At 58.7% G+C, this 24,274-nt stretch carries 20 protein-coding genes; 9 read left to right on the forward strand and 11 right to left on the reverse strand.

Translation table 11 applies throughout. The features are described 5' to 3' along the window. Positions 1 to 576 precede the first annotated feature (576 nt). Positions 577 to 1,185, forward strand: coding sequence for an NADPH-dependent FMN reductase (locus JUE67_RS08365; RefSeq protein ID WP_203626130.1), 609 nt, complete (start codon positions 577 to 579; stop codon positions 1,183 to 1,185). Between the two features lie 10 nt (positions 1,186 to 1,195). Further along, entirely contained in the window at positions 1,196 to 2,626 is a 1,431-nt protein-coding gene (locus tag JUE67_RS08370) for an NADPH-dependent oxidoreductase (RefSeq protein WP_203626131.1), read from the forward strand. A 74-nt stretch (positions 2,627 to 2,700) separates the two neighbouring features. On the opposite strand, the gene JUE67_RS08375 is transcribed toward JUE67_RS08370, so the two are convergent. Next, positions 2,701 to 3,111: a pyridoxamine 5'-phosphate oxidase family protein gene (locus tag JUE67_RS08375; RefSeq protein WP_203626132.1), complete on the reverse strand. Its 411-nt coding sequence runs from the start codon at positions 3,109 to 3,111 to the stop codon at positions 2,701 to 2,703. Positions 3,112 to 3,275: 164 nt separating this feature from the next. Here JUE67_RS08375 and JUE67_RS08380 point away from each other — a divergent pair, with 164 nt between their 5' ends. Both JUE67_RS08380 and JUE67_RS08385 read left to right on the forward strand, forming a co-directional pair. After that, positions 3,276 to 5,096: a beta-L-arabinofuranosidase domain-containing protein gene (locus tag JUE67_RS08380; protein ID WP_203626133.1), complete on the forward strand. Its 1,821-nt coding sequence runs from the start codon at positions 3,276 to 3,278 to the stop codon at positions 5,094 to 5,096. A 204-nt stretch (positions 5,097 to 5,300) separates the two neighbouring features. Continuing rightward, positions 5,301 to 6,083 (forward strand): sulfite exporter TauE/SafE family protein, encoded by a 783-nt coding sequence (locus JUE67_RS08385; protein WP_203626134.1) that lies wholly within the window; start codon positions 5,301 to 5,303, stop codon positions 6,081 to 6,083. Between the two features lie 207 nt (positions 6,084 to 6,290). Here the strand turns inward: JUE67_RS08385 and JUE67_RS08390 are convergent, their stop codons facing one another. Together JUE67_RS08390 and JUE67_RS08395 are read right to left on the reverse strand one after the other, a co-directional pair. Then, positions 6,291 to 6,899, reverse strand: a complete 609-nt coding sequence (locus JUE67_RS08390) for a nitroreductase family protein (protein WP_125696184.1) — start codon at positions 6,897 to 6,899, stop codon at positions 6,291 to 6,293. 166 nt (positions 6,900 to 7,065) lie between these two features. Continuing rightward, entirely contained in the window at positions 7,066 to 8,130 is a 1,065-nt protein-coding gene (locus JUE67_RS08395; RefSeq protein WP_203626135.1) for a glycoside hydrolase family 172 protein, read from the reverse strand. Positions 8,131 to 8,320: 190 nt separating this feature from the next. Between JUE67_RS08395 and JUE67_RS08400 the strand changes: the two genes are divergently transcribed. Beyond that, the gene (locus JUE67_RS08400; RefSeq protein ID WP_203626136.1) at positions 8,321 to 10,741 is read left to right on the forward strand and encodes a glycoside hydrolase family 38 N-terminal domain-containing protein; all 2,421 of its coding nucleotides are present in this window, start codon (positions 8,321 to 8,323) and stop codon (positions 10,739 to 10,741) included. Between the two features lie 261 nt (positions 10,742 to 11,002). On the opposite strand, the gene JUE67_RS08405 is transcribed toward JUE67_RS08400, so the two are convergent. After that, complete coding sequence (locus JUE67_RS08405; RefSeq protein ID WP_203626137.1) at positions 11,003 to 11,752, reverse strand: GntR family transcriptional regulator; 750 nt, start codon at positions 11,750 to 11,752, stop codon at positions 11,003 to 11,005. A gap of 50 nt (positions 11,753 to 11,802) precedes the next feature. Between JUE67_RS08405 and JUE67_RS08410 the strand changes: the two genes are divergently transcribed. From JUE67_RS08410 to JUE67_RS08420, 3 genes are read left to right on the forward strand one after another with little or no spacing between them, the layout of a single operon-like run. Beyond that, positions 11,803 to 12,702, forward strand: a complete 900-nt coding sequence (locus JUE67_RS08410; protein WP_203626138.1) for an ROK family protein — start codon at positions 11,803 to 11,805, stop codon at positions 12,700 to 12,702. After that, entirely contained in the window at positions 12,695 to 14,464 is a 1,770-nt protein-coding gene (locus JUE67_RS08415) for a class I mannose-6-phosphate isomerase (RefSeq protein WP_203626139.1), read from the forward strand. The genes JUE67_RS08410 and JUE67_RS08415 overlap by 8 nt, the downstream gene beginning before the upstream one ends. Next, positions 14,461 to 15,378, forward strand: coding sequence for an FAD:protein FMN transferase (locus JUE67_RS08420; protein WP_203626140.1), 918 nt, complete (start codon positions 14,461 to 14,463; stop codon positions 15,376 to 15,378). The genes JUE67_RS08415 and JUE67_RS08420 overlap by 4 nt, the downstream gene beginning before the upstream one ends. Positions 15,379 to 15,592: 214 nt before the next feature. On the opposite strand, the gene JUE67_RS08425 is transcribed toward JUE67_RS08420, so the two are convergent. Then, a complete protein-coding gene (locus JUE67_RS08425) occupies positions 15,593 to 16,027 on the reverse strand; it encodes a GNAT family N-acetyltransferase (RefSeq protein WP_203626141.1) in 435 nt (144 codons plus the stop codon). 18 nt (positions 16,028 to 16,045) lie between these two features. After that, positions 16,046 to 18,484, reverse strand: coding sequence for a glycoside hydrolase family 3 protein (locus tag JUE67_RS08430; RefSeq protein ID WP_203626142.1), 2,439 nt, complete (start codon positions 18,482 to 18,484; stop codon positions 16,046 to 16,048). Positions 18,485 to 19,131: 647 nt separating this feature from the next. Between JUE67_RS08430 and JUE67_RS12900 the strand changes: the two genes are divergently transcribed. Beyond that, the gene (locus JUE67_RS12900) at positions 19,132 to 19,245 is read left to right on the forward strand and encodes a putative holin-like toxin (RefSeq protein WP_225877867.1); all 114 of its coding nucleotides are present in this window, start codon (positions 19,132 to 19,134) and stop codon (positions 19,243 to 19,245) included. A gap of 183 nt (positions 19,246 to 19,428) precedes the next feature. On the opposite strand, the gene JUE67_RS08435 is transcribed toward JUE67_RS12900, so the two are convergent. From JUE67_RS08435 to JUE67_RS08455, 5 genes are all read right to left on the reverse strand, one after another. Beyond that, entirely contained in the window at positions 19,429 to 20,478 is a 1,050-nt protein-coding gene (locus JUE67_RS08435; RefSeq protein WP_203626143.1) for a Gfo/Idh/MocA family protein, read from the reverse strand. A gap of 216 nt (positions 20,479 to 20,694) precedes the next feature. Next, positions 20,695 to 21,675, reverse strand: coding sequence for a sugar phosphate isomerase/epimerase family protein (locus JUE67_RS08440; RefSeq protein WP_203626144.1), 981 nt, complete (start codon positions 21,673 to 21,675; stop codon positions 20,695 to 20,697). Next, positions 21,672 to 22,436 (reverse strand): sugar phosphate isomerase/epimerase family protein, encoded by a 765-nt coding sequence (locus JUE67_RS08445; protein WP_203626145.1) that lies wholly within the window; start codon positions 22,434 to 22,436, stop codon positions 21,672 to 21,674. Before JUE67_RS08445 ends, JUE67_RS08440 begins: the two co-directional genes overlap by 4 nt. After that, positions 22,423 to 23,151 (reverse strand): ThuA domain-containing protein, encoded by a 729-nt coding sequence (locus JUE67_RS08450; RefSeq protein ID WP_203626146.1) that lies wholly within the window; start codon positions 23,149 to 23,151, stop codon positions 22,423 to 22,425. The genes JUE67_RS08445 and JUE67_RS08450 overlap by 14 nt, the downstream gene beginning before the upstream one ends. An 11-nt stretch (positions 23,152 to 23,162) precedes the next feature. Further along, positions 23,163 to 24,233, reverse strand: coding sequence for a Gfo/Idh/MocA family protein (locus JUE67_RS08455; RefSeq protein ID WP_203626147.1), 1,071 nt, complete (start codon positions 24,231 to 24,233; stop codon positions 23,163 to 23,165). Positions 24,234 to 24,274: the final 41 nt, after the last annotated feature.

The following is a 24,274-nucleotide window of genomic DNA, read 5'->3' on the forward strand; positions in this document are numbered from 1 at the left end:
TATGGTCGAGCAGCTAGTTTGGCCTAGACGCTTGGGGCCGGTCTTAGCCCCGAGTGACTGGGTCAACTAGATGTCTCGAGCATGCGCACCGAAGCCCGACTGAAATAGGGTGCGAAGGTGCGCGTATATGGTCGAGCAGCTAGTTTGGCCTAGACGCTTGGGGCCGGTCTTAGCCCCGAGTGACTGGGTCAACTAGATGTCTCGAGCATGCGCACCGAAGCCCAACTGGATAGGGTGCGAAGCCGAGCGTCTAGGTCTGAGCAGATAGTTCGGCCTGGGCGATTGATGGCGCCCTTGGCCATCGAACGACCAGGACGACTATCTGTCTCAGACCTGCTCGGCGAAGCCCAACTGGATAGGCTGCGAAGGCTCGCAATGAGCGTTGCCCAGCGCCAGCCAAAAAGTGGTGCACACGGTCAAACTCGTCTGTGCCACTTTTTGCGTCCTTCCGCAGCCGATTTTTAACGCTCGTATACGTTGGCAAAAAAAGGCAGAAATATGTAATCGGTTTCCGCTATAATGAGCAGGTAGAAGCCGCCTCGAGCGGGTCGATCTTTTCACTGAAGGAGTATGATCATGACACACTATATTGGAATCGCAGGCACAAATGCGGCGCATTCGACCAATCGCCAGCTGATCGCCTACATGAAGCAGCATTTTGCGGACCAGGCAACGATCGATATCGCCGAGATCGGCGGCTGGCCATTGTTCATGAAAAATCCGGGCAAAAAGTTGCCAGCCCAGGCGACCGCATTGGCCAAACAGATCGAAGAGGCGGATGGCGTGATCATCGCCACCCCCGAATATGACCATGCGGTGCCGGCCGTTTTGAGCTCGGCCTTGGCCTGGTTGTCGTATGGCATCGATCCGCTGGCCGGCAAGCCGGTGATGATTGTCGGCGCGTCATATGGCTCGCTGGGCACCTCGCGCGCGCAGGCCCAATTGCGCCAGATCCTCGATTCACCAGAAGTGCGTGCCAGTGTGATGCCGAGCTCCGAATTCTTGGTCGGCCATTCGCTGGATGCCTTTGATGAAAATGGTGACCTGAAGGATCCGCAATTGGTCGCCCCGCTGGATGTGTTGTTCAAGGAGTTTGGCGTGTTTGGCAAGATCACCCAGGAGCTCGTCGGGTCCCTGGCGGCCATCAAGAAGCAAGCCAGCTCTGTGAATTGGGTCAAAGATTAGGAGGAACGTCATGAAATTAGTTGCGATTGCCGGCTCCATTGCCGAAGAGTCTTTTAACCGCCAGCTCCTTGTATTTGCGGCCAATCAATATGCGGCCCAGGCGGACATTGAAGTGTTGAACATCAACGACGTGCCTGTTTTCAACCAGGACGAGGACACCGGCGCAAATGCCGCGGTCCTGTACCTGGCACGCAAGATCGAGCAGGCAGACGGCGTGATCTTCGCCACCCCAGAACATAACCACACCTTGGCCCCAGCCATGAAAAATATTATCGAGTGGCTGTCCAACAAGCTCCACCCCCTGGCCAACAAGCCGGTCCTGATTCTCGGCGCGTCCTGGCATGATCAAGGCTCCTCGCGCGCCCAGTTGTCCCTGCGGCAAGTGTTGGAAGCCCCAGGCGTCGGCGCCTTGGTGATGCCTGGCGACGAATTTTTGCTGGCCAACGCCAAGGATGCGTTTGATGAGTTAGGCAACCTCAAGGACCAGCGTACCGTCGCGTTTTTGGGCACGGTGATCACGAAGTTCGTCAAGTGGGTCCATGTGCTGGCGGCGATGCAGGAGAAAAAAGCGGCCCAACCGTGGCTGCAAGAGGATCTCACCGGCCACCATCCGGTCGATACCTCGATCGATCTCCCGCGCAGCGACGATTGGGTCGAGCAAGGCGCGGCCAAAACCGGCGCGGTCAATGGCGACAAATATGTCGAGCTCGATCGCGGGCTTTTGACGGTCGATCAGTTGAACTGGTTCCTCAACTCCATGCCGATGGAATTGACCTACATGGATGACAACGACCAATTCATCTATTACAACCACGCACTGGATCACGACGACATGTTGGCTTCGCGGTATCCAAAACAGGTCGGTGACATGGCCTCCGAGGTGCACCCGCCACGCGCCGTTGCCCATGTCCAACAGGTGATCTGGGCGCTTCGCCAACATCAGACTGACCTGGTATCCATGCCAGTGCCAGGCAACAAGGTCAATGAAAAATACATCATGCATTTTTATCGCGCCATGCGCGACGCCGACGATCGGTATCGCGGCGTGAACGAATGGGTGCTGGACATTTGGCCGATCATCGCGGACTACCTCAAGCGGACGGGCCAAAAACTCGTGCAGGATCCAAGCCACAAAGCGGATGCGACAACGGGCGCTTCTCAAGCCGGCGCCTCTGCCAAGCCAGATGCCTCAACGGGTGCTTCCGAATCAACCAGCACGCCAGCCGCAACGCCGACGCCGGATGCGTCAACTGGCGCATCCGAGTCCAGCGCGACGCCAACCCCAACGCCGGACGCCTCAACCGGGGCTTCTGAATCCGGCACCGACACAGCGGCCGATGCGTCGACGAGTGCTTCGAAAGCCGATGCGTCGACTGGCGCAAGTGAGTCGGTACCGACACCTGTTTTTCCAGATGCCGTGACCGGCGCGACGGAGATCTGATTTGAATGTAAATAAAAACCACGCCCGACTTTGGACGTGGTTTTTTGATTCCAGAAAAGCGAGGTCGATACTGCCTAAAATTCGACAGTCGATTCCTGATTTTTCACGGTGACATCCGCCTCGCTGAAAGTCAGGGTAAAGAAGGTGCCATGTGCCGCGTATTTTGCCGTCTGTGGGAATGCGGCCATGTATTGCGCGAGTTGGGCCTCATCCGGTGTGAGGCCATTGATCTTGGCGGCGTGGACCCGCACGACATCGTTGGTCTCACCGATCGGCAGGGTGGTGAAGGCGGCGGCGTCATGTGCGGCAAATTCCGCGACCTTGTTGGCATTGCCCGCCGTCATGAACAGCAAGGTGTTCACCTCTTTCAAATACGTGTACAAGACGATGCGGACATCTGGCGCGCTGCCATCCGTGGTCAAGCTGGCAACGGCGACCTGGCCGGATTCTGTCAAAATACGTTGTGCTTCTGTTTTTGCGTCCATAAGAAGGACCTCCATTTCTGTGTTCCCCTTCATTGTAGCCAGGCCTGCAAGCGCTTTTCAAGCCGCATCGCGATTTTGTCATAAAAGTGCGGACAAAGCTTGCAAGCCGGCCGCGTCTTGCTACAATAAAGCAGAAATCGAAAGCGCTTTATTGGAGGATAAAAATGACGACAACATTGCACGACGCGGCGCGGTTCACTCATCTGCCGCTGGGCGCGATTCACCCGGCCGGCTGGCTGCAGGACCAGCTGCGCATTCAGGCAAACGGCTTGACTGGCGGCCTTGAAGATCACTGGGACGATGTGAAAAATAGTGCCTGGAAGGGTGGCAACGGCGAGGATTGGGAGCGCGGCCCGTATTATCTCGACGGCCTGGTGCCACTGGCGTACCTGCTCAACGACGAAAAGCTGATCGCCAAGGCTCAACCATGGCTCGAGTGGATCTTAAACAGTCAACGCGAAGACGGTCAATTTGGCCCGACCACAAATGACGACTGGTGGCCGCGGATGGTCGCGCTGAAAGTTCTGATTCAGTATCAGGAAGCCACCGGCGATGCACGCGTCGTGCCCCTGATGACCAAGTACGCGCATTATCATTTGGCGCATGCCGAGGCGCAGCCGCTCACGGATTGGGGCGAGGCGCGCGGCTGGGATGAGATCATGAGCCTGCTTTGGCTTTATGGCAAGACGCAGGACGACCAGCTTCTCGACCTGATCGCGATCTTGCGTAACCAGACGGCCGATTGGGCAGATCTGTATAAGAATTTTCCGTTCCGCCGCTACACCCGCTTTTTCTCCCACCAAAATCATGTCGTGAACGTGGCGATGTCGCTGAAGAGTTATGCGCTGGCTTATGAACTGGATGGCGATGCGCAGGCCAAAGCCGATTTTGAAAATGCATGGGCGACGCTTCAGACTTATCACGGCCAGCTCCACGGCCTGTTTTCCGGCGACGAATGGCTGTCCGGTACCGATCCCACGCAGGGCACCGAATTGTGTTCGATCGTCGAGGCAATGTTCTCGTTTGAGACGTTGACCGCTGTTTTTGGCGACAGTAGTCTTGGCGACCGCCTCGAACGCCTGGCCTTCAACGCGCTGCCGGCTACGATCAGTCGTGACTGGACCGCGCATCAATATGATCAACAGGTCAACCAAGTTCGCGCCGATGTTGCCCATCGCAATTGGACGCAAAATGATGACCACGCCAACACCTTTGGCCTGGAACCGCATTTTGGCTGCTGCCTGGCCAACATGCATCAGGGTTGGCCAAAATTCGTGGCCAGCACCTGGCTCAAAGACCGCGATGGCCTCGTGTGCATCTCGCCGGTGCCGGCCACAGTGCAAGATGGTGCGCGCAGGATCGACGTCACCAGCAACTATCCCTTCACGCTGGGCGCCGGTTTCGCCGTGACCACTGATGCCCCGTTTACCTTGAAATTGCGTGTGCCGACCTGGGCGACAGGCACGACCCTGACCGTCAATGACGAGGCACAGCTGCTGACCCCGCAAGACGGCTATCTCGCGCTCACCGTCCAAGATGGCGATCAGCTGACCCTGGCATTTGCCGCAGAGGTCCGTTTTGCGCCGCGCGCCAACCGTGCCACCGGCGTGTTGTACGGCCCGCTGCTATTTGCCTTGCCGATCAAGGAACACTGGCAACGCCTTTTTGGCAACCAGCCGTATCCTGATTTTGGCCTGACCCCAGAATCCGAGTGGCGCTATGGCTTGTCCACCCATGCCAAGTTTGACGTCGTGGAAAATTCGGCGGCGGCACTCGTCAACGGCCAGGTCTTTGATAGCCTGCATTCGCCGATCAGCATTCGCACCACAGGCTGGCGCCTCAATAATTGGGACATGCGCGGCAACTCCGCGGACGAACCGCCGTACAACGTGGACGCAGGCGAGGCGACCGCACTTGAACTGGTCCCATATGGCGGTGCCAAACTGCGCATTGTGGAATTTCCGACGATCGATCCGCGGCCATAAGCGCATAGGCCGGCCCCGCACCAAACCGCTTCACCCGGCAAGGGACGCCGCCTGCTCTTTCGAAAGCTATTTCGCCGGCCCCTGCAAGCCGCTTCGCCGCACTTGACTCACCCAGCTGAATCAACTTGTTGGCCGCTTCGCTAGGTACCGGCGCGCCCTCCCCGTTATACTTTGCTTACAAGCAAACAACGGGGAGGGCTTTTGATGTGGATCGGGTTGCTTTACGCGGTGGTCATCGTCGTCTGCAATGCCCTTGGCGCGATCTCCGGCATGGGCGGTGGGGTGATCATCAAGCCAGTATTCGACGTGATCGGCTATGACAGCGTCGCCTCAGTCTCATTTCTGTCGACCGCGGCGGTGTTCACCATGTTGATCGTCTCGACTATCAGCCAGGTCAGCCATGGCATCCGGCTTCAGCTGAAAATGGTTCTCTGGCTGGCAGTCGGGGCGCTGGCCGGCGGGCTACTGGGGGAGCGTGCCCTCACCGGCTTGTTGGCCACGCTTGGCGATGCCCCAGTGCTCGCCATTCAGATCACGCTCACCATTTTGACCATTCTATTTGCGCTTCTCAATTCCGTTTACCACTGGGGAACGCTGGCGCTAAGGGGCGCCGGGTGGGTCATCGCGTGTGGCATCCTCTTAGGGTTTTTGGCCAGCTTGCTTGGCATCGGCGGGGGGCCGATCAACGTGGCGTTATTGATGCTCCTGTTCAACATGCCGATCAAGGCCGCCACGGTGTATTCCATCGCCACCATTTTTTTCTCCCAATTGGCAAAATTGGCCTCGATCGCGGTGGCTGGCCGGCTGGGCGATTTCGACTTGGGCATGCTGTGGTTTATCATTCCAGCGGCGATCATTGGCGGCTTGCTTGGCGCCCATTTCAGCCATGTGCTGAGCCCAGCCAAGGTCACACGCGTGTTTCAGCTGATGCTGGTGGCGGTGATCGTGATCAACCTGTATAACGGTGTGATGCTGGTGGTGCGGTGACCGTCCTGTATGGTGCACTAATGTGACAGCAGTGTCGTGGGCCAAATGTCAGGGCCCGAGCAGCTAAGGTTCCATTCACCTGGTCCAAAGTTCGGATCTGGCGATTGGAACACTTACCTGTCGGACCCAAGAGCGACATTTGTCCCACATCCAAAAAAGAGGCGCAGACTGAAAAATCGGTCTGCGCCTCTTTGAATCCGATGAAGCTTACAAAACAGAGATCTGCGAGTTCACATCGTAGCGGTCGGTCTTCAAGATGTCGGCCCCAGCGGCTGGCTTGCCGATCGCGATGGCCATTACAGGCACGAAGCGTTTCGGGTCAAGGCCCACTGCGGGAATGATCTTCTTGAAGTCGTAGCCGGACCACGCATTGGCCTCATAGCCATGTGCCCGGGCTGCCAGCAGGAGCTGCATGCCCACCATGGACCCGTCGATCGTCGCGTCCAAGGTCAAAAATTCTGGCGAGGCATTTTCATACAGCGGCAGGAAGGAGTTGAAGATCTGGTCCAATTTTTCCTTCGAGATCTTGCCGGCTTCATAGACCTTGGTCCAGACGTCGCGGTAGACCTTGTGCGATTGCGTGTCGCCGGCGATATAAATGATCGCCGAGCTGGAGTCGACTTGCGGGTAGTTGAACTTCATCGCCGCCTGCTTGAGTTTCTCCTTGGCTTCCGGCGTGTCGATGATGACAAAATGCCAGGACTGCAAGTTGCACGCGGATGGCGCGGTGGTTGCTTCTTGGATCATCGCGGTCAATTCGGCGCGGTCGATGGTCACGCTCGGGTCAAATTCGCGGACCGAATGGCGGTTGAGCATCACGTCTGCAAAATCATTGTTCTTAAATTCTTCTGTCAAAAGAATGCCTCCCTTTGCAAGCTATTGCCGATGGGGACGGCCCATATTCGCCGCCCGTTATGTTCAGTTTATCACCAATGAAACCGGTGTCAATTGGCCTGGCGACCCGATCCGTGCCCAGCCCCAGTCACAGAATCTCAAGTTGATCGCCGGTTAGCTCCTGCGCCAGCACGTCGCAACCCGGCGTTTCCAGATACAAAAAGGCGGTGGTGGCGAGGTCATCTTGTTGCGCCAAATAGCGGCCGCCACTGCGCCAGCCCAGCGACTGAAGTGTCACCCGCAGCCCCGTTGTGAAGCGAATCGCGTCGGCCAGATGCCAGCGATACAGGCCAAACCGCGGCTGACTTTGATACAGGCCATCTGGTTTGATCACCTGAGGCAACCCAAGAAATGGCGTCGAATAGCGCCCGTATTCGCCGGCGGGTTGTTCGAAGTTCCAGGCGCCGCCAAAATAGTCCTCAGTTCCGGTGCCACAGATCGTCGGAAATTCCCGGTCCTCATCGAGGTAGAACTTCATTTCGCCTTCTCCCCACCAGCCTGTGCTGTGGGATTCATACGCCAAGTACGTCCCGACATACTGCCCGCGCCCGCTGATCTGCGGCACCAGCTCGTGCACCGTTTTCGCAGGCAAGGGGTCACTGCGGCGCCAGGTCGCGTGAAAATAAAGCGTGTCAGCCGGTACTTCCTCAAGTGTGTAGTCGACCTGGTAGTAAAGCGGAAATTCCCGGTCGCCCAAATTGATCAGCTGAATGCGCGCATTTTTGCGAAACGGCATTGCCCAGTAACAATTCATTCCGCCGGCCGGATTGACCGCGATCGGCATGGAATTGACGTTGCACCGCTGGCCCCAGCCTTCGCAAAAAAAGTCGCCAAGTGGCACGTTCACGGCCGGCACCGTGGCATCGTCCCAGAAAAACTGCAGCACTGTTTCGCGCCAGACCTCAGGCGGGCAGGTGAGCCAGATGTGCCGAATCACACCCGGTCCGGTGATCGCTCCGACCAATTGCGTCGCGCCTGGTTCCACCATCACGGAAGGCGAGACCTTCCAGCCGACGCCGAGCTCGCGGGCGGCTGAAGCGCCTGTGCCAGTGGTGGCGCGCCCGCCGCCACCCGGTGTCCCCGTCGAATTTTCCGCGGAAATTGAGCGCGACCGTGCCTCGTGCCAGCGACTCGCATCTGTCAACAATGACATCTTGTTTCCTCCTATGAGACCGTTTTCATCAATATCATCCGACTTTGGCGCCGAAACACAAGTCTCAGTTTTGCGCCGCCGCGATACAACCACCGTCAAACCGCGCCGCGCCGGTGTTTTGAAAAAGACTACCCAACCTGCAAGCGCTGTCGTAGACTCGAGCTGACAAGAGAAATTAGGAGGAAATCCAATGAAGACGCTGTTTTTGATCAACCATTCGCACACGGATATCGGCTACACCGACCGCCAGGAAGATATCGCCTTGCAGCACGTCGAGTTCATTCGCCAGGCGATGGCAATCATCGACCAGGAACTCAAGGCAAATGGCCACACCGATTTCGTTTGGACCTGTGAAAATTACTGGCAGGTGCAGAACTTTTTTAGCGAAGCGACCGACGCCGAAAAACGCCGCTTCGATGAGTATGTCGAGCGCGGCTACATCGACGTGTCGCTCAATGCCTTCAACATGACCGAGTTGGTGGATAAAGACGTGTTGACGGATGTGCTCGGCGAAGGGCGCGCCTGGGCGAACACGCTGGAGCGCAAATTGGATTCCGGCATGGCCTGTGACGTCAACGGTTTCGGCTGGGCCTATGCCGACGCCTTGCTGGACAATCAGATCGACAATTTCTTTACCTGCGTGCACGGCCATCACGGCACCCCGCCGCTGTTTGAGGACCAGGTGCCGTTTTGGTGGCAAACCGCGGACGGCCGCAAGCTTCTTGTCTGGAACGGGACGCATTACCAGTTTGGCGACGAGCTGTACATCATTCCCGGCGGCCAAATGAGTTACCTGATCTCCGATGAACATAACGGCGACATCACTTCGCCTCAGATGCCGATCGCACACGAGCGCATTTTCAAGTACTTCGAGGCGCTGGCGGCGCGCGGTTATGCCTACGATTTTGCCCCGGCCATGATCTCCGGCTATGTCTCGGACAATGCCGGGCCCAATGAGGCGCTGCTGGCGTCAATCGCGGCCTGGAACGCGCAATATGGCGATGAGATCCGCATTCAGCTGATCGGCCTCAATCAATTTTTCGCGTATCTGCGCAGTCAGGACCTGAGCGCCTTGCCGACGTACAGCGGTGATTGGAACGATTGGTGGGCCGATGGGGTGGGTTCGACGCCGGCCGCCACAAAGATCTATCGCAACGCCCAGCGCCGGTATCACGTGGGGCAATTGCTCGCGACCCCAGCTGAAAAACAGCTCCCGACGGCGGCCGCGATTCGCCATCAATTGATGTTGTATGCCGAACACACTTGGGGCTATTCGTCTTCCGTTTCCGAGCCGTGGAACACGATGGTCAACGAGCTCTCGTTTCGCAAGGCCGCGTTTGCCACGCAGGCCTCAGTCTTGGCCAACAATTACCTCAACCAGCAGCTCCTTTACGACTACCACATGGCGACCCCGCGCGCCAATCGCCACAAGACGTACAAGGTGATCAATCCGCATGACCGTGCCGTCGACGTGCCGGCCGTGCTGAATTTCGAGTATCCGGAGCTGCTGGAGGGCCACCGGATGAGCGACGCGCTTCTGCCATATCTGGAGGTGGTGGATCTGCAGACCGGCGCCACGGTCCCACGCCAGATCGCAGGCACCCCGCGCGCCTATGAGGTGACCATCACCGCGCATCTCGCGCCAAAAGAGACTCGCCGTTACGCGATCAGGCTCGGGAAAAACGCGGCAGTCGATTCCCGTTATCTAGGTTTTGCCCGCGGCACAGAAGGCGTCCGCGACATCGCGCATTCCGGCGTGGCCAGCGACCTCGTCATCGAGACCGATGATTATGAATGCCGGCTGGATGGCACGATCGGCATCGCCTCACTCACCGACAAGTCAACGGGCCGCTCGCTGTTACGCGAGGACGCGCTGGTGCCTGCATTTTACGGGGTATACGAAGTGACCCCGGTGAAAACGGATCCATGTAACGAGCGCCGGCGGATGGGCCGCAACCGCAAAGGCAATGGCGTTCAGCGCAGTCTGTCGCAGCTGACCGACATTCGCACCATCGCGGATGGACCGATCTATCAGACGGTCGTACTCGATTTTTCACTGACCGGCACCCAGCTTTATTCGGTGCAACTCAAATTCTACAAGCACCTGCCGCTGATTCAGACCTCGGTGCGCGTCCACAAAGACAGCACCTGGGCGCCGGAAAATCTGTACGTCTCTTTGCCGTTTGCGGCGACCAGCGATCTGTATGCAGAAAAGATCGACCAACTCTTCCGCCCGGCGATCGACCAGCTGCCAGGCACCAACGCCGATTTCTGGGCGCTGGACTCGGGCTTCTTCTATCGCGATGAGGCGGGGAAAACGCTCGGCGTTTGCCCGCAGGATACGCCGCTGATCACCTTGGGCAGCTTACGCCCACACCAGATCGCGTTGGCTGGCCCAGAAACCGCGGCGAAAAATCACGAGCAGGTCTTCGCGTGGCTCATGAACAATTTCTGGGAGACCAATTTCAACGTCGACCTCGCCGGCTTCTACGAATTCGAGTTCGACCTCTTCACCACAACCACAACTGACCTCGACGATGCGCAGGCCGCACTGCGCACACAAGCACAAGGCGTGATCAGTATCGCAACGAATGAAAAGGAGGGTGCGTAGCCGAGCGTTTAGGGGAGGAAAGCTAGTTCGGCCTGGGCGGTTGATGGCGCACTAGGCCATCAGGCGACTGGGACGACTAGATGTCCCGCCCCTGCTCGGCGAAGCCCAACTGAGGGTGCGTAGCGCGGCGTTCAGGTCTGAGCAGCTAGTCGAGCCGCCCCAGTCGTACGCAAAAAGGCGCAGACCAACCTCTCTGCGCCTTTCTTGTGGCCAGCGAATCCATCCGACCCGCTAGACACAGCTCAACCCGCCAGAATCCGCTCAAAACGGTTCCGCCTCATGCCCATCGCTGGCGAAGTCCAAAATAAACCGATAGCGGTCCGCCGCATAGTAACAATCGCTGTATTCGCGATAATCCCCGCTGGCGCTGGCCACCACGCGCTGACGCCGAAGCAGCGGCCGGGCGTTTTTGAACCCGAAAATCGCGCGCAGTCCGGCATCCGCGTCCAGCGCCGTGACTTCTTCGCGCTGGACATGGGGGATGATCGCCTCCGCACGCAAAAAGGCATAAAATGAATGGCCACCGTTGAGACTTTGGCGTAAACGCCCAACAGAAAGCGCTTGTGCGGTAAAATAAGTCTGAAACAAGGCGACCATACCGTCCGCGTCAAACACATGGCGCGTCAGGCACAACAACGCCGTTCCAACTGGCACTTGAAGCCGCTGCGCCAGGCGTGCATCTGCATACGCCGGATTGAGCGTGAAGCGGGTCTGTTTTTCCGCGGCGAAGCGTTCCTGAATGAATCCGGTCGGCGGGGCGATCACCGTGGCGGCCGGCGCGAGCCGGGCCGCACTGGCGACCGTCGCGCTTGATCCGCGACGTTTCTGCACGGACTCGGCGGCGATCAAGACGCCGATCGCCTTGCGCACGGTAATGCGACTGACCGCATAATGCGCCGCCAAGACTTCCTCGGCGGGGAGCGCATTGCCAGGCGCCCATTCGCCGGCCTGAATGCGGCGCGTGAGATCGATCGCGACTTGTTGGTATAGGGGAGCTTGCGAGTTTGCCATAGAAGGCCTCCATGCCCCCGATTCTATCACGTATTAAGGAGAGAAAACTATTGAAGCAATATATCTTATTTGACGTTGGCGGCACCGGCATCAAGGGCAACACCTTCAGCGAAGACGGGCATTTCGGCTGGACGCAGCCAAAACACTATGCGGCCAAATCGGATCTGCCAACAGACGCGTTGCTCGCGCATTTTGCCGACTTGATCTGCGATGTCGTCGACGCCAGTGGCATCGCGCCTGCCGATATCGCGGGGCTCGCCTCGTCTTTTCCCGGCCCCTTCGACTATGCGGCGGGGAAGAGTTTGATGCACGGCCGGCGCAAATACGACAGCTTGTATGGCGTCGATCTCAAAGCGGCATTTGGCCAAGTGCTCGCCGATCATTACGGCGTGCACGTGCCCGTGTTGTTTGAAAATGACGCCACCGCATTTGGCCGCGGCGAATACGCGATGCGGCCGGACCCAGCCAGCAAGCGCGGGATGTACATCACCCTGGGCACCGGCACCGGGTCGTGTTTCATCATCGACGGCCAGGTGGTCACCGACGCCCAATACGGCTTGAACGATGAGGGGATGCTGTACCCGGTGCCGTTCAAAGATGGCGTGATCGATGATTGGCTGTGCAACCAGGGCTTGATGCGATTTGCCAAGGCCGCCGGAAGTGATGCGAGCGACGGCGCCGCGCTGGCTGGCCGCGCCGAAGCCGGCGACCCCGTGGCCCAACAGGCGTTCCGCGATTTTGGCGCCGCGATTCAAGACGCGCTTTTGCCATTTGTGTCGCGCTTTGCCCCAGATGACCTCGCGATCGGCGGCGGTGTCTCCGCTGGCTTTGCCCTGTTTGCACCGGGCATGCCCGAGCTCCAGGCGCAAGTGCCGGTCCGCAAGAGTGCCCAGACCAGCCTGAGCACCATGCGCGGCCTGGTCGCCATTTTGGAAGACGCACATGACTGAAAAACAGGCAGTGGCCGGCCTTCATCCAGGCGTGCCCTATGACCGCGACCCGCAGATCGAGGCCACCGGTCAAGTCGCAACAGGCACCGCCGCCATCGTGGCCGCCCTTCAACACGACCGCCTCAGTCGCCACGCCAAGCGCATCGTGATCGACTGTTTCCCCGGCGTGGACCAACAGGCGATCCGGCAACTCGCCGAAGCGACCTGGCCAAACGCCGACCTCGTGAGCGCCGACGACTTCGCCATTGCCCCAGCCGAATTGACCGCGCAACTCGCCCAGCAGCTCACCGATGACCGTGTCTTTGGCCGCCTCTCGCATCAAGTCTTCGCCGACTTTTTCCCGGCGACGACCCGTCAAGAAGTGAAAACATGTCTCGACGCAAGCGCGCGTCAGATTGTGGTGATTGGATGCGCCGCGAGCCTCTTTGTCGACCAGCCGGACCTGCTCCTCTACGCCGACATCACCCGCTGGCAGCTCCAACTGCGCCTGCGCGCCGGCCAACCGAATTGGCACGCGACCAACGGCGACGAAGACATGTTGCGCAAATATAAGCGCGGTTATTTCTTCGAATGGCGCCTTGGCGACCGCCAGCGCAACGCCGACATGCCGCACCTAAACTGGTACCTCGACACCACCGCGCGCGACGCCCCGCGCCTCGCCTCGGCCGTGACCCTGAACGCCTGCCTGGACAGCGCCGCGCACCGCCCATTTCGCCTTGTGCCCTATTTTGACCAAAGCGTCTGGGGCGGCCAGTGGATGAAACAGCAATTTGCCCTTGATCCAAGCGTCCCCAATTACGGCTGGGCGTTTGACGGCGTGCCCGAGGAAAATAGTCTGAAGTTCGCCCTCACCGGCGGCTTTCTTCGCGTGCCGGCCATCGCCCTGGTGCACCAACGACCGATGCAACTGTTAGGGGCGCTGGTCCAAGCGCGTTTTGGCAACGAGTTCCCGATTCGCTTCGATTATCTGGACACCATGGGCGGCGGCAACCTCAGCCTCCAGGTCCACCCGCGCATCGATTACATCCAAGACAAGTTTGGCATGACGTACACCCAAAGCGAGAGCTACTACATTCTCGAAGCAGGGGAAGGCGCCAGCGTCTATCTCGGCGTGAAAAATGGTTGCGAAAAGGAGCCACTTTTTGCGGCGCTCCATGCCGCCCAGGAAACCGAGCAGCCTTTTGATGACGCAAAATTCATCAACCGCGTGCCGGCCCACCGCGGGGATCATTTTTCCATTCCGGCGGGGACGATCCACAGCGGCGGGGCCAATACCGTGATTCTCGAGATCTCCCAGACGCCGTATATTTTCACCTTCAAGCTCTGGGACTGGGGCCGCATCGGCTTGGACGGCCGGCCGCGGCCCGTTCATCTGGCGCATGGCGAGGCCAATGCGAACATGGCCTTTGATGCCGATTTTGCCCGCCGCGAGCTGATCGATCCGATCGAACCTGTCGAAAGCGGGGATGGGCACATAGAGGAACACACCGGCCTGCAAGCCCTTGAGTTCATCGAGACGCGGCGCCATCACGTGGCCGCCAAGCCGATCACGATCGACGCCCACCACGGGGTGAACATGCTGAATCTCGTTTTGGGCACCGCCATTCGCATCGAGTCCCTGACGAATGAGTTTCCCGCCCAAACCTACCATTTCGGCGAGACCTTCATCGTTCCGGCCACGATCGGCGCGTACCGCGTGATCAATCTGACGCCAACGGAACCGGTCCTCTTGATGCAGGCCTTTGTGAGGGAACAACGATGACAAAACGCACACGGACATTACACGCCTTGGGCACCCGCATCAACCTGACCGTTTTCGGCGAGCAAGACGATGCGGCGCTTGAGGCAGCCGCCGTCTTGATTCAAAAAGAAGAGGACCGGCTCACCGTTAATCGACCGCAATCTGAAGTGATGGCGGTCAATCATGCGGCGGGGGAAAAGGCTGTCGCCGTTTCCAGCGCGACCTATGACCTGATCGATCAAGCCGTGGCCGCCAGTCGGGAAAATTTTGGCTTCAACGCCTTGATCGGGCCGCTGGTCAAACGCTGGCAGATCGGCTTTGCAGGCGCGCATGTGCCGGCGCCCGATGAGATCGCTGAAGGCCTGGCACTGAGCCACCCGGATGGCGTCCAGCTGGATGGGGCCGCGCAGACCGTGCGCCTGAACACCGCCGGCATGGAGCTGGATCTGGGCGGCATCGCCAAGGGCTTCATCGCCGATCAGATCAAGGTGCTCTGGCAGGCATATGGCGTAAGCGCAGGCATCATCGACCTGGGCGGGAATCTTTTGACAGTCGGACGGTCGCCACGCCGCGAAGATGGCCAGTGGGTGATCGGCGTGCAGGATCCCGGCCGCGCGCGCAGTGTCGACCTGGGCACAACGATTTTGCCGGCCTGCTCCGCCGTGACATCGGGCATTTATGAGCGCTTCTTGGTCAAAAATGGCGTGAAGTATCACCACCTGCTGGATCCGCGCACCGGCTGGCCGCTTCAGACCGACTTAGCCGGCGTCACGGTCTTCACGGCGACCTCCATTCAAGGGGAGCTGGAAGCCAAGCGCCTGTTTTTCGCCGGCCACGCCCCGGCGGACTGGCTCGCCGACCCGACGCATCTCGGGGCGGTCTTCGCCTATCAAGATGGCCGCAGTGAGGCGCTGGGATTGACGCTGGCCCGGTAGATTTTGCAGACGAGACAAAAAAACAGCGACCCGCAGCACGAAATCATGCATGCGGATCGCTGTTTTGTATTCGGTTTGGGTGCATCCTTGTACCCTGTAGTCAGGCTCCGGTGCGCATGGTCGAGACATCTAGGGACGCCCAGCACTCGGGGCAAAAAGCGCCCCAAGCACTAGACTAGCCTAGCTGCTCGACCATCCCGCGCCCCTCCGCACCCTAACGATGCCACGACATCTCCAGCACCGGCTCCCCCTGATCGACCGTCCGCCCGCTCACGTGAAAGTCGTGATGTAGGTAAAAATCACCCGCGCGCGAATTGGCCACATAGACCTCAAGTGATAAACGCGCATGGGCCGCTTGGCAGGCCGCCATCAACAGCCCGCCGATGCCGCGATCGCGCCACGTTGCGTCCACAAATAGGCCAGCCAAAAAGTCGCCTTGAAGCCCGGCAAAGCCGACGATCGCTGCGCCGTTTTTTGCGACGATCAATTCCGCCTCGCCCAGTGCCTCGCGCACCGCAGGAACATTGGCTTGCCAGTAATGCGGGTCAATAAAGCCATGAGCGTCGAGGTTGCTGGTGAGCCAGATCGACATCAATTGATCCAGTTCGGAGGCAGTCGGGTTTTCCAGTGTTGTGATCTCAATGGTCAATGTGGTGGCGCTCCTTTGTCAGTCGAGTTTAAGCATCAATTCTAGCACATGGCGCGCCGCCGTTTCCAGCTGTTCGCGCGTCAAGTCCCCGGACGCCAGCGCCTCGATCAAATTGCCTGCCTCGCCATCCGGCATCTTCAAGTCGTTGCCGGCCGCGATCTCTTTGGCGTGAAACGCCCGGTTCCACCAATCCGTCATGACCAGCCCGTCAAAGCCCCATTCGCCGCGCAGCACATCGTTTAACATCTCCCCGTTTTGCGCATTGAAGTTCTCGTTGAGCATATTGTAGCTGGTCATCACCGCCCACGGTTGGGCCAGGTGAACGGCGATCTCAAACGGCCGCAGATAGATCTCGCGCAGCGCCCGTTCGGACACACGCGAGTCGCTTTCGCCGCGATTTTCTTCCTTATTATTGCAGGCAAAATGCTTGATCGTCGCGCCGATATGCTGGTTCTGAATCCCAGTGATCTCAGCCGCCCCACACAGCCCATTTAAAAGCGGATCCTCGGAAAAATACTCAAAGTTGCGACCGCAGCGCGGATCTCGATGGATATTCAGCGCCGGCGCCAGCCAGACCTCCAAATTATTTTCCTTCATCTCGCTGGCCATCGCGGCGCCAAATTCTTGGAGCAACGCCGGTTCAAACGTTGAAGCGAGCAGCGTCTCGCACGGCCAGGCAGTGGCGGACTGGCCGATATTGCGCTCGACCCGAATACCGCCAGGGCCATCCGCCGTCATCACTTCCGGAATCCCATGTTGCGGGAGCCCGCCAAAGCCGCCAGTATTGGAGACACTTTGCTGAACATGAATGCCCGACACCAACGTCGCCAGTTCCCCATTGGTCATTTCGCCGACCAGATCTGCCAGCGACCCGCGACCCTCCGCAACATCCAGCAGATTGAGGCCGGCCACGCTTGGATCATTCCAGTCTTCCGGCCGGTCCACCGGCTGAGGCGTCAGACGCCGCACCTGGGTCAGCGGCAGCGTCGCATCCAGCGGCACACGGGCACTGCCATCATTGACGGCTGTCTTTTGCACGTCATCCGTCGGCAAGGCTTCGTAACTGCCATCCGCCAAGAGCCGCTTCGCCAGCTGATGCGGCGTCACAAGACTGGCCGCTTGGCGCACGATGCGATCGGCGGGCTCACGGTGATGCCAATCCAGCGTTTCAACGTCCGCAACTGAGGTGCCCAGGCTCAGCGCGTAGTCGCCGCGCTCCAGCACAAACGCGGATTTCGCGATCTTGCCGAGATCATCGAAGCTCGCGTGATCGTCCAAGTTGAAGCGGAGAAAAACAGTTTGCGCCTCGCCCGGCTGAAGTAGCCGGGTCTTTTGAAACGCGACGAGTTCCTTGGCCGGTTTGCCAAGCTGCCCCTGAGGCGCGGACAGATACAATTGCAGTGTCTCTTTGCCGGCGCGGTCGCCTGTGTTCAGCACCGTTGCCGTCACCTGGAAACCGTCGGACGCTTCGACTTGCCCGTCAGTGCCACCCGCCTTTGAAACGGTCGTGACGGTCGTGACAGCTTGCGGCGCAACACTGACGCCGCTGATCGCAAAATGGGTGTAGGATAACCCAAAGCCGAAGGGATAATTGACCTGTTTTCGCGCAGCGGCAAAGGTCTCGAAATAGCGATAGCCGACGAAGATATCCTCGGTGTAATCGACATAATCGAGGGAGTCGGTGAAATGCGCGGCGCCCGGGTAGGCATCGTCGCGGCCGGCAAAGGTGTCAGGGAGCTTGCCGCTCGGGGTCGTGTCGCCGACGAGCAGGTCCGCCGCGGCCGGGCCGCCTTCTTCGCCGCCTTGCCACGCCAAGAGGACAGCCTGAATTCGCGGATCATCCTTGAACCAGTTGGTATCGACGACGCCGCCGACATTCAAGACCACGATCACATGGGCAAAATTCACGGTCGCAGCGGCCACCATGGCGTCCTCTTCCGGTGCCAGATAATAGTCGCCATCGCCGGGCTTGAGCTGGCGGTCATTGCCTTCGCCGGAAAAACGGCCGATGGTGATGATCGCAGTGTCGGTGAAGCGCGCCGCGGCCTCGATCAGCGCGGGGTCCAGCGCCGGCTGCGTGGTGCGGCCGACTTCAATGTTCGCCGCGCGCTGCGTCTGCACACTTTCTCGGTAAAAATCGCTGAGTGGGGCAAACACGCTGAGTTGCCCGGCTGCCTCTTTTTCCGCAAGCCCGTCATTCAGGCCGTGTGCATAGGGAGCGACCACATCCGCGCTGCCACCGCCGCCTTTGACATAGTCGAATTGGTTGGTGCCAAACACTGCAAGCTTGACCCCATCCGTCAGTGGCAAGGCGTTGTCGTCATTCTTCAACAGCACCATCCCCTCGCGCGCCAGGCGCCGCGCCAGGTCCGCATGGGTCGTGGAGCTCGTGATTCGGGTACCGTTTGGGCCAAGTGTCGTGTTGGGATGATACTTGAGCCGCGTCCATTTTTTCATAGTATGTGTCCTTCCATCGCCAAATTTTCGCGTTCGCGTGAACGCTTTCATATGTATTTTGGGCTAATGGGCGGAAAAGGCAAGGGGAAGGGGCAAAGTTTTCGGCTGGTGCTGGGCAGAAAAATGAGCCAAAAAAATAGGCCATCGCTGACCTATCTGAATCTCGGCTGACCGATCCAGCACTAGCGACGAAAAAAGACGATCACTAAACCTTTCCGGAGGATGTGACTAGCCCTGTAGACTAAGATCGTAACTTCGACCGCTGTTTCGGTTCTGCGTTCCAGATGAGGGAACCCCGTTGTCGCATGGACCTCCTCGAATCTCAGATTACCATGGATATCGAGGGATGAAAAGCACTTTTGGGGAATACCAAAAAGTCGTTGGGAATACATAGAATCATTTTTAAAAATAACGTTAATGAAAACGGACAAGGCGCAGAATGTATTTCTCTAGAAGTCTGCATATTCTTTTAAAACAATAATTGTATTGAATTTATTTGAGCCGGTCCTACGATTTTTCTTCCCAAAAGATAACGAGCCGTGCTATCCTGATTAGACAGAACAGTGAACGGCGGTCGGCAGTTTCGATCGGAAGGAGATGGTGCCTATGGGCCCAACGAACGACTCTGACCGAAAGGGGGTGTCTGAGTGAGTGTCGCAGATTGCCTTGAACTGCTCCTTCAACTTGGTAGCTTCATTATCATGTTGATCGAGTTGGTTCATGGCCGAAGCAACACGAGCAATAAAAAAGACCGTCACTAACCTGTTGGGGGATGTGATGGTCTCGTAATATTGTGATCACCGAAACTCCGGCCGCTTTTAACGGTTCTGTAGCTTCAGGTTAGGGTCCGTGTTTGCCGCACGGGCTCTTTTCGTATTCAGTATATCATGGCCCAGCCAACTTTGGGAAGGGTTTTGAGCAGGGATATCTCTGCTTTTGGTTTGTCACTCAAACCCAACGCTCTGCCCGGTCTCGGTGGCCTGGAAGATCGCGTCGATCAGCCGCAAGAGGCGCAGGACTTCCTCATTTTTCACGATGCGCGCGGCGCCGGCCGTGATCACGTCATGGACATTGTCGTAGAAGCTCTCCGCAAGCGGCGTCCCGGCTGGCAGAGCGGCATGGCGCACCGCGTTTTCAGCCGGCGGGGCCATTGTTTTCGTCAGGCCGACGCCGGCTCTGATCGGGGCGGGCGCGGTGGTGTCAACGCCTGTCGCGATGACCTGCTCGCCGGCCAGGTCCCAGTCGATGATCTCGGCCGTGCCCTTGGTGCCCTTGACGTACCAGCGGGGCAGGGAGATGAAGTTCGTGGTGCCGACTTCGACCACGCAGCGGATGCCACTGGCAAAATCGAGCCGCACCGTGAAGCCATCGTCGCAATCATTCCCCAAAATGGTGCTGGTCTCCGCAGTCACGCGGCTGATCGGGCCATCCAGCAAAAATAGCAGCTGGTCCAGCAAATGCACGCCCCAATCGCGAATCATGCCGCCACCGTATTTGGCGTAATGCCGCCAATCGCCGGGAATTCCGTTGGCCCCATGCACGCGACTTTCGATGCGGAACACATCCCCGATCGAGTGGCTTTCAACGATCTCCGTGATCACGCGAAAATCGGGATCCCACCGCCGATTTTGATGCGTGAAAAATTCGCGGTGGGCGTCTTTTGCGACGGCGAGCACTTCCTCCAGTTCCGCCGGGCTCATCATCGCCGGCTTCTCCGAGATCACATGCTTGCCGGCGTTCAGCGCCTGAATCGCCAGCGGCTTGTGGCGGTCATTCGGCGTGGCGACCAGCACCAAGTCGATCTCTGGGTCGGCCAGCAGCGCGCCGTAACTCGGATACGACACGAAGCCGTCATCGGCGATCGCTTGCTGGCGCGCCGGGTCAATGTCGAACGCGCCTTTCAGGTGAATGTGGGCGGCGTCAGGAATCAGCGCGTGCGCATGATACGAGCCCATGCCGCCATACCCGACGATCGCCATCGTCAATTCTTTCATGAAAAATGCCTCCAGTTGTCAATTTAATAGTAGGAAAAATTCGCGGACCCGGACTTATGCTTCGCGGTCAAAACGCAAGCCAAAGCACTGTGTTGTCGTGGGCCAAATGTCCGGGTCCGAGCAGCTAAGGTCCTCAAGCGCCTGGTCCAAAGGGCGGACCTGGTGCTTGAGAACACTTACCTGTCGGACCCAAACCCGCCATTTGTCCCACTTCCCCTAGATCGTATCCCCCGTCCACCAGGTGGCGCCGGGGGTCTCCTTGATCAGGACGCTCTTCAGATTTTTCACCGCCTGATGCAGGCCTTCATCCACCGACATCAACGGGTCCTCGTGCTCGATCGACACCACATAGTCATACCCATACAGACGCAGGGCGGACATCATGTCGGACCACGTCTTCATATCATGCCCATAGCCGACCGTTCGGAACGTCCAGGCGCGGGACTTCATCGCCTCGTATGGCTGCATGTCCGTCAGCCCGTGCAGGTTGATGTTGTCCTGATCCAGGTACGTGTCCTTTGCGTGAAAATGCACCAGCGCGCCGGCCTCACCGAGAATCTTCACCGCCGCAACAGGATCGATGCCCTGCCACCACATATGACTCGGATCCAGATTGCAGCCGATATTCTCGCCAGCCGCATCGCGCAACTTCAACATCGTGTACGGCGTGTGGCACAAAAAGCCGCCGTGTAGCTCGATGCCGATCTTGACACCAGCCGCCCCGGCCTCGTCATTGATTCGTCGCCAATAAGGCACCAACCGTTTTTCCCACTGGAACTGATAACTATCGCTGTATTCAGTGGGCCACGCGATCGTCGGCCAATTAATAGAAGTATCCGTTTCATTCCCGCCGGACACCCCGGAAAATTCGTTGACCACTGGCACGTGCATCAGCTCCGCCAACCGAATCGCGTTGTGCAGCGTCCGGTCCGCCTCAGCCGCAACCGCCGGCACCGGCGAAATTGGATTATTGTGGCAGGACAGCGCCGAGATCGTCAGCCCATGCGCCGCCACCTTCTCCAGATACTCGCGCCGCTTGTCCGAGCTCGCGAGCAATTCTTCCGGATTCAAATGTGCCGTGCCGGGATTGCCGCCTGCGCCGATCTCGATCGCCTCAAGCCCCAGACTTTGCGCCTTGTCCAGCATCTCGTCAAACGACAACGCGTTGAATACAGGCGTAAATACACCGAGTTTCATTCTTCCAACCTCCCAATCAATTTCTTGAGATAAGACGCATTTTGCGCCGCGGCGGCCATGGGCGACATTTGGCTGAAGGTCTCCTGTTCGACCACCAGCCACTCGATTCCATGCGCCTGCGCGAATTTGGCGTAATCTTCTAATGGCAAGTCGCCTGTGCCAAGCACCACGCTTTCCCGCGCATCCCCGACACCGGCCATGTCCTTGATGTGCAACATCGCCACCCGGTCCGCATGCGCCTCAAGCCACGCCAGCACATTTTTCCCCGCATACGCGAGCCAGTAAGTGTCGACCTCCAGCTGCACATGCGGCGCCCGGCGCGTGAGCTCGTCCAGCAAGTCGACGCCCGCAAACGCCGTGAACTCGTGCCCATGGTTGTGATAGATCAGGGAAAAATCATGCGCGGCCAGCCGCAGCGCCAGCGCCTCGAGCCGAGCCATCGCATCCGCCCATTCATCAAGCGAGGCAAAATTCATCCAAGGCACGATCACATTGTGGTTCCCGAGTTTCGTCTCATAAGCCATTACCGACTCAAGATCCTCAAAGTTCTCCAGCCCGATGTGACTGCCTGCGACGACCATGCCATCGCACGCGACGTGATGGGCGAGGGTGCTCGCCGGCTGGTCAAAATAGCCCGCAAACTCGACCCCGTCATACCCCATGTCGCCGACTTGTTTGAGCGTGCCCAGCGAATCGGCCGCCATCGCCTCGCCCACGCTATAAAGCTGAAGGCCCGCCCGCAGCGGTTTACTGGTTGGCATCTGACAGATCCTCCAAGGCCTCGAAGTGGTCAAACAGCCGCTCGCGGGGATGATCCGGCGCACACCAGCGCACCGCGTTTTGAATCACGCGCTGCACATCCGGATTGTAATAACTCCGATACGTCTCATGCCCCGGCTGGAAATAGAAGATCTTGCCGTTGCCGCGATGATACGTCATCCCGCTGCGAAAGACCTCGCCGCCCGGGAACCAGCTGATGAAGATCAAGTCGTCCGGCGTCGGCACATCGAATTGCTCGCCGTACATTTCCTCTTGCTCAAGCTCGATATGATCGCCGATGCCCGCCGCGATCGGATGCGACGGCTTCACATTCCAGATCCGCGCGTGATGCCCGTCCTCGCGCCACTTCAGGTTGCAGGACGTGCCCATCAATTTCTTGAAGATCTTGGAAAAATGGCCAGAGTGCAGGACGATTAGCCCCATCCCGTCCATGACCCGTTGCCAGACCCGGTCCACCGTGGCGTCTTCAACGTCGCCATGCGCCATGTGTCCCCACCAAAGCAGGACATCCGTCTCGTCCAAAACACTTTGCGGCAGGCCGTTATCCGGCTCATCCAACGTCGCGGTGCGCACGCGCACATCCGGCGCCGCCAAAAAACTCGCCAGCTGGCCGTGAATGCCCTCCGGATAAACGGCGCGCACCGCGGGCTCACTTTTTTCATGCCGAAACTCGTTCCATACAGTCACACGAATCATGATCTATCCTCCTAGAAGAAAACTGGCTTGCGGGTACTGGACGACTGATAGATTCCCTCGAGAATCTGCGTGACCACCAGCGCCTGCGCCGGCTGCACGATCGGCTGCTTGCGGCTCTTCACTGCATCGATCCACTGCCGCGCCTCCGTCAGCGCCGGATCATCGCCTGCACCATCGAAAAAGTCCACCCCGCCGATCGTCAGATCCACGTCTTTTTGCCACAACATCTGATGGTCCTCGCCGTTGATCGTCAGGCCGTGGTTCATATCCGCGCCGCCCTTGGAGCCGGCCAGCGTCGTTTTGGCCTCGCGCACATCCAGCGTGTTGAGCGCCCAGCTGGATTCAAGAAAAATGCTGGCGCCATTTTTCATCACGACATAACCAAACGCGCTATCTTCCACCGTGAACTTCGCCGGATCCCAGGGTCCCCAGGCGTTGGCGGCATGCGGGTTGTCGCCGAGCTCGCGGTAGGTCTTGCCGACGACATAATCCGGCTCATAATTAGCCATCATCCACAGCGTCAGATCCAGCGCATGTGTGCCGATATCGATCAGCGGCCCGCCGCCTTGTGCCTCCTGGTTCAAAAAGACGCCCCACGTCGGCACCGCGCGCCGGCGAATGGCATGGGCCTTTGCAAAATAGATATCGCCCAGCGCGCCTTCCTCGCAGATCTCATGCAGATAAAGGGAATCCTTGCGAAAACGGTTCTGATAGCCAATCGTCAAAAGCTGGCCCGTGCGCTCCGCCGCCTCCAGCATCGCCTGCGCCTGCGCGTAAGTCTTCGCCATCGGTTTTTCGCACATCACATCCTTGCCCGCCTCAAGCGCCGCGATCGTGAGTGGGGCATGTTGGGCATTTTCCGTCAACACATGCACCACATCGAGATCCTGCTTGAGCAGTTCCTTATAATCCGTCCCCCAGGTCGCGCCCGGTGCGCCATACTCGTGGCACGCTTTCTCCGCGCGCTCCGGGATGAGGTCACAAAATGCGACAAGTGACACATCGGAAAGCTTGCTGAGAGCCGGCAAATGCTTCCCGTTGGCGATTCCGCCGCAACCAATGATGCCGATCTTGATAGTCATAAAGATCCTCCTTGCCGAAAAACCGGCTTTCTATTTGAGTC

Origin of the sequence: Lacticaseibacillus mingshuiensis, assembly GCF_016861785.1 — a bacterium.
Lineage (GTDB): Bacteria > Bacillota > Bacilli > Lactobacillales > Lactobacillaceae > Lacticaseibacillus > Lacticaseibacillus mingshuiensis.

What these genes read in the sequence shown, in the direction of transcription:
- JUE67_RS08375 (WP_203626132.1), bottom strand. Translation starts at nt 3,111, where the DNA reads ATGGACGCAAAAACAGAAGCACAACGTATTTTGACAGAATCCGGCCAG.
- JUE67_RS08380 (WP_203626133.1), top strand. Translation starts at nt 3,276, where the DNA reads ATGACGACAACATTGCACGACGCGGCGCGGTTCACTCATCTGCCGCTG.
- JUE67_RS08385 (WP_203626134.1), top strand. Translation starts at nt 5,301, where the DNA reads ATGTGGATCGGGTTGCTTTACGCGGTGGTCATCGTCGTCTGCAATGCC.
- JUE67_RS08395 (WP_203626135.1), bottom strand. Translation starts at nt 8,130, where the DNA reads ATGTCATTGTTGACAGATGCGAGTCGCTGGCACGAGGCACGGTCGCGC.
- JUE67_RS08420 (WP_203626140.1), top strand. Translation starts at nt 14,461, where the DNA reads ATGACAAAACGCACACGGACATTACACGCCTTGGGCACCCGCATCAAC.
- JUE67_RS08415 (WP_203626139.1), top strand. Translation starts at nt 12,695, where the DNA reads ATGACTGAAAAACAGGCAGTGGCCGGCCTTCATCCAGGCGTGCCCTAT.
- JUE67_RS08450 (WP_203626146.1), bottom strand. Translation starts at nt 23,151, where the DNA reads ATGATTCGTGTGACTGTATGGAACGAGTTTCGGCATGAAAAAAGTGAG.
- JUE67_RS08455 (WP_203626147.1), bottom strand. Translation starts at nt 24,233, where the DNA reads ATGACTATCAAGATCGGCATCATTGGTTGCGGCGGAATCGCCAACGGG.
- JUE67_RS08435 (WP_203626143.1), bottom strand. Translation starts at nt 20,478, where the DNA reads ATGAAAGAATTGACGATGGCGATCGTCGGGTATGGCGGCATGGGCTCG.
- JUE67_RS08430 (WP_203626142.1), bottom strand. Translation starts at nt 18,484, where the DNA reads ATGAAAAAATGGACGCGGCTCAAGTATCATCCCAACACGACACTTGGC.
- JUE67_RS08400 (WP_203626136.1), top strand. Translation starts at nt 8,321, where the DNA reads ATGAAGACGCTGTTTTTGATCAACCATTCGCACACGGATATCGGCTAC.
- JUE67_RS08365 (WP_203626130.1), top strand. Translation starts at nt 577, where the DNA reads ATGACACACTATATTGGAATCGCAGGCACAAATGCGGCGCATTCGACC.
- JUE67_RS08370 (WP_203626131.1), top strand. Translation starts at nt 1,196, where the DNA reads ATGAAATTAGTTGCGATTGCCGGCTCCATTGCCGAAGAGTCTTTTAAC.
- JUE67_RS08390 (WP_125696184.1), bottom strand. Translation starts at nt 6,899, where the DNA reads ATGCTCAACCGCCATTCGGTCCGCGAATTTGACCCGAGCGTGACCATC.
- JUE67_RS08445 (WP_203626145.1), bottom strand. Translation starts at nt 22,436, where the DNA reads ATGCCAACCAGTAAACCGCTGCGGGCGGGCCTTCAGCTTTATAGCGTG.
- JUE67_RS08440 (WP_203626144.1), bottom strand. Translation starts at nt 21,675, where the DNA reads ATGAAACTCGGTGTATTTACGCCTGTATTCAACGCGTTGTCGTTTGAC.
- JUE67_RS08405 (WP_203626137.1), bottom strand. Translation starts at nt 11,752, where the DNA reads ATGGCAAACTCGCAAGCTCCCCTATACCAACAAGTCGCGATCGATCTC.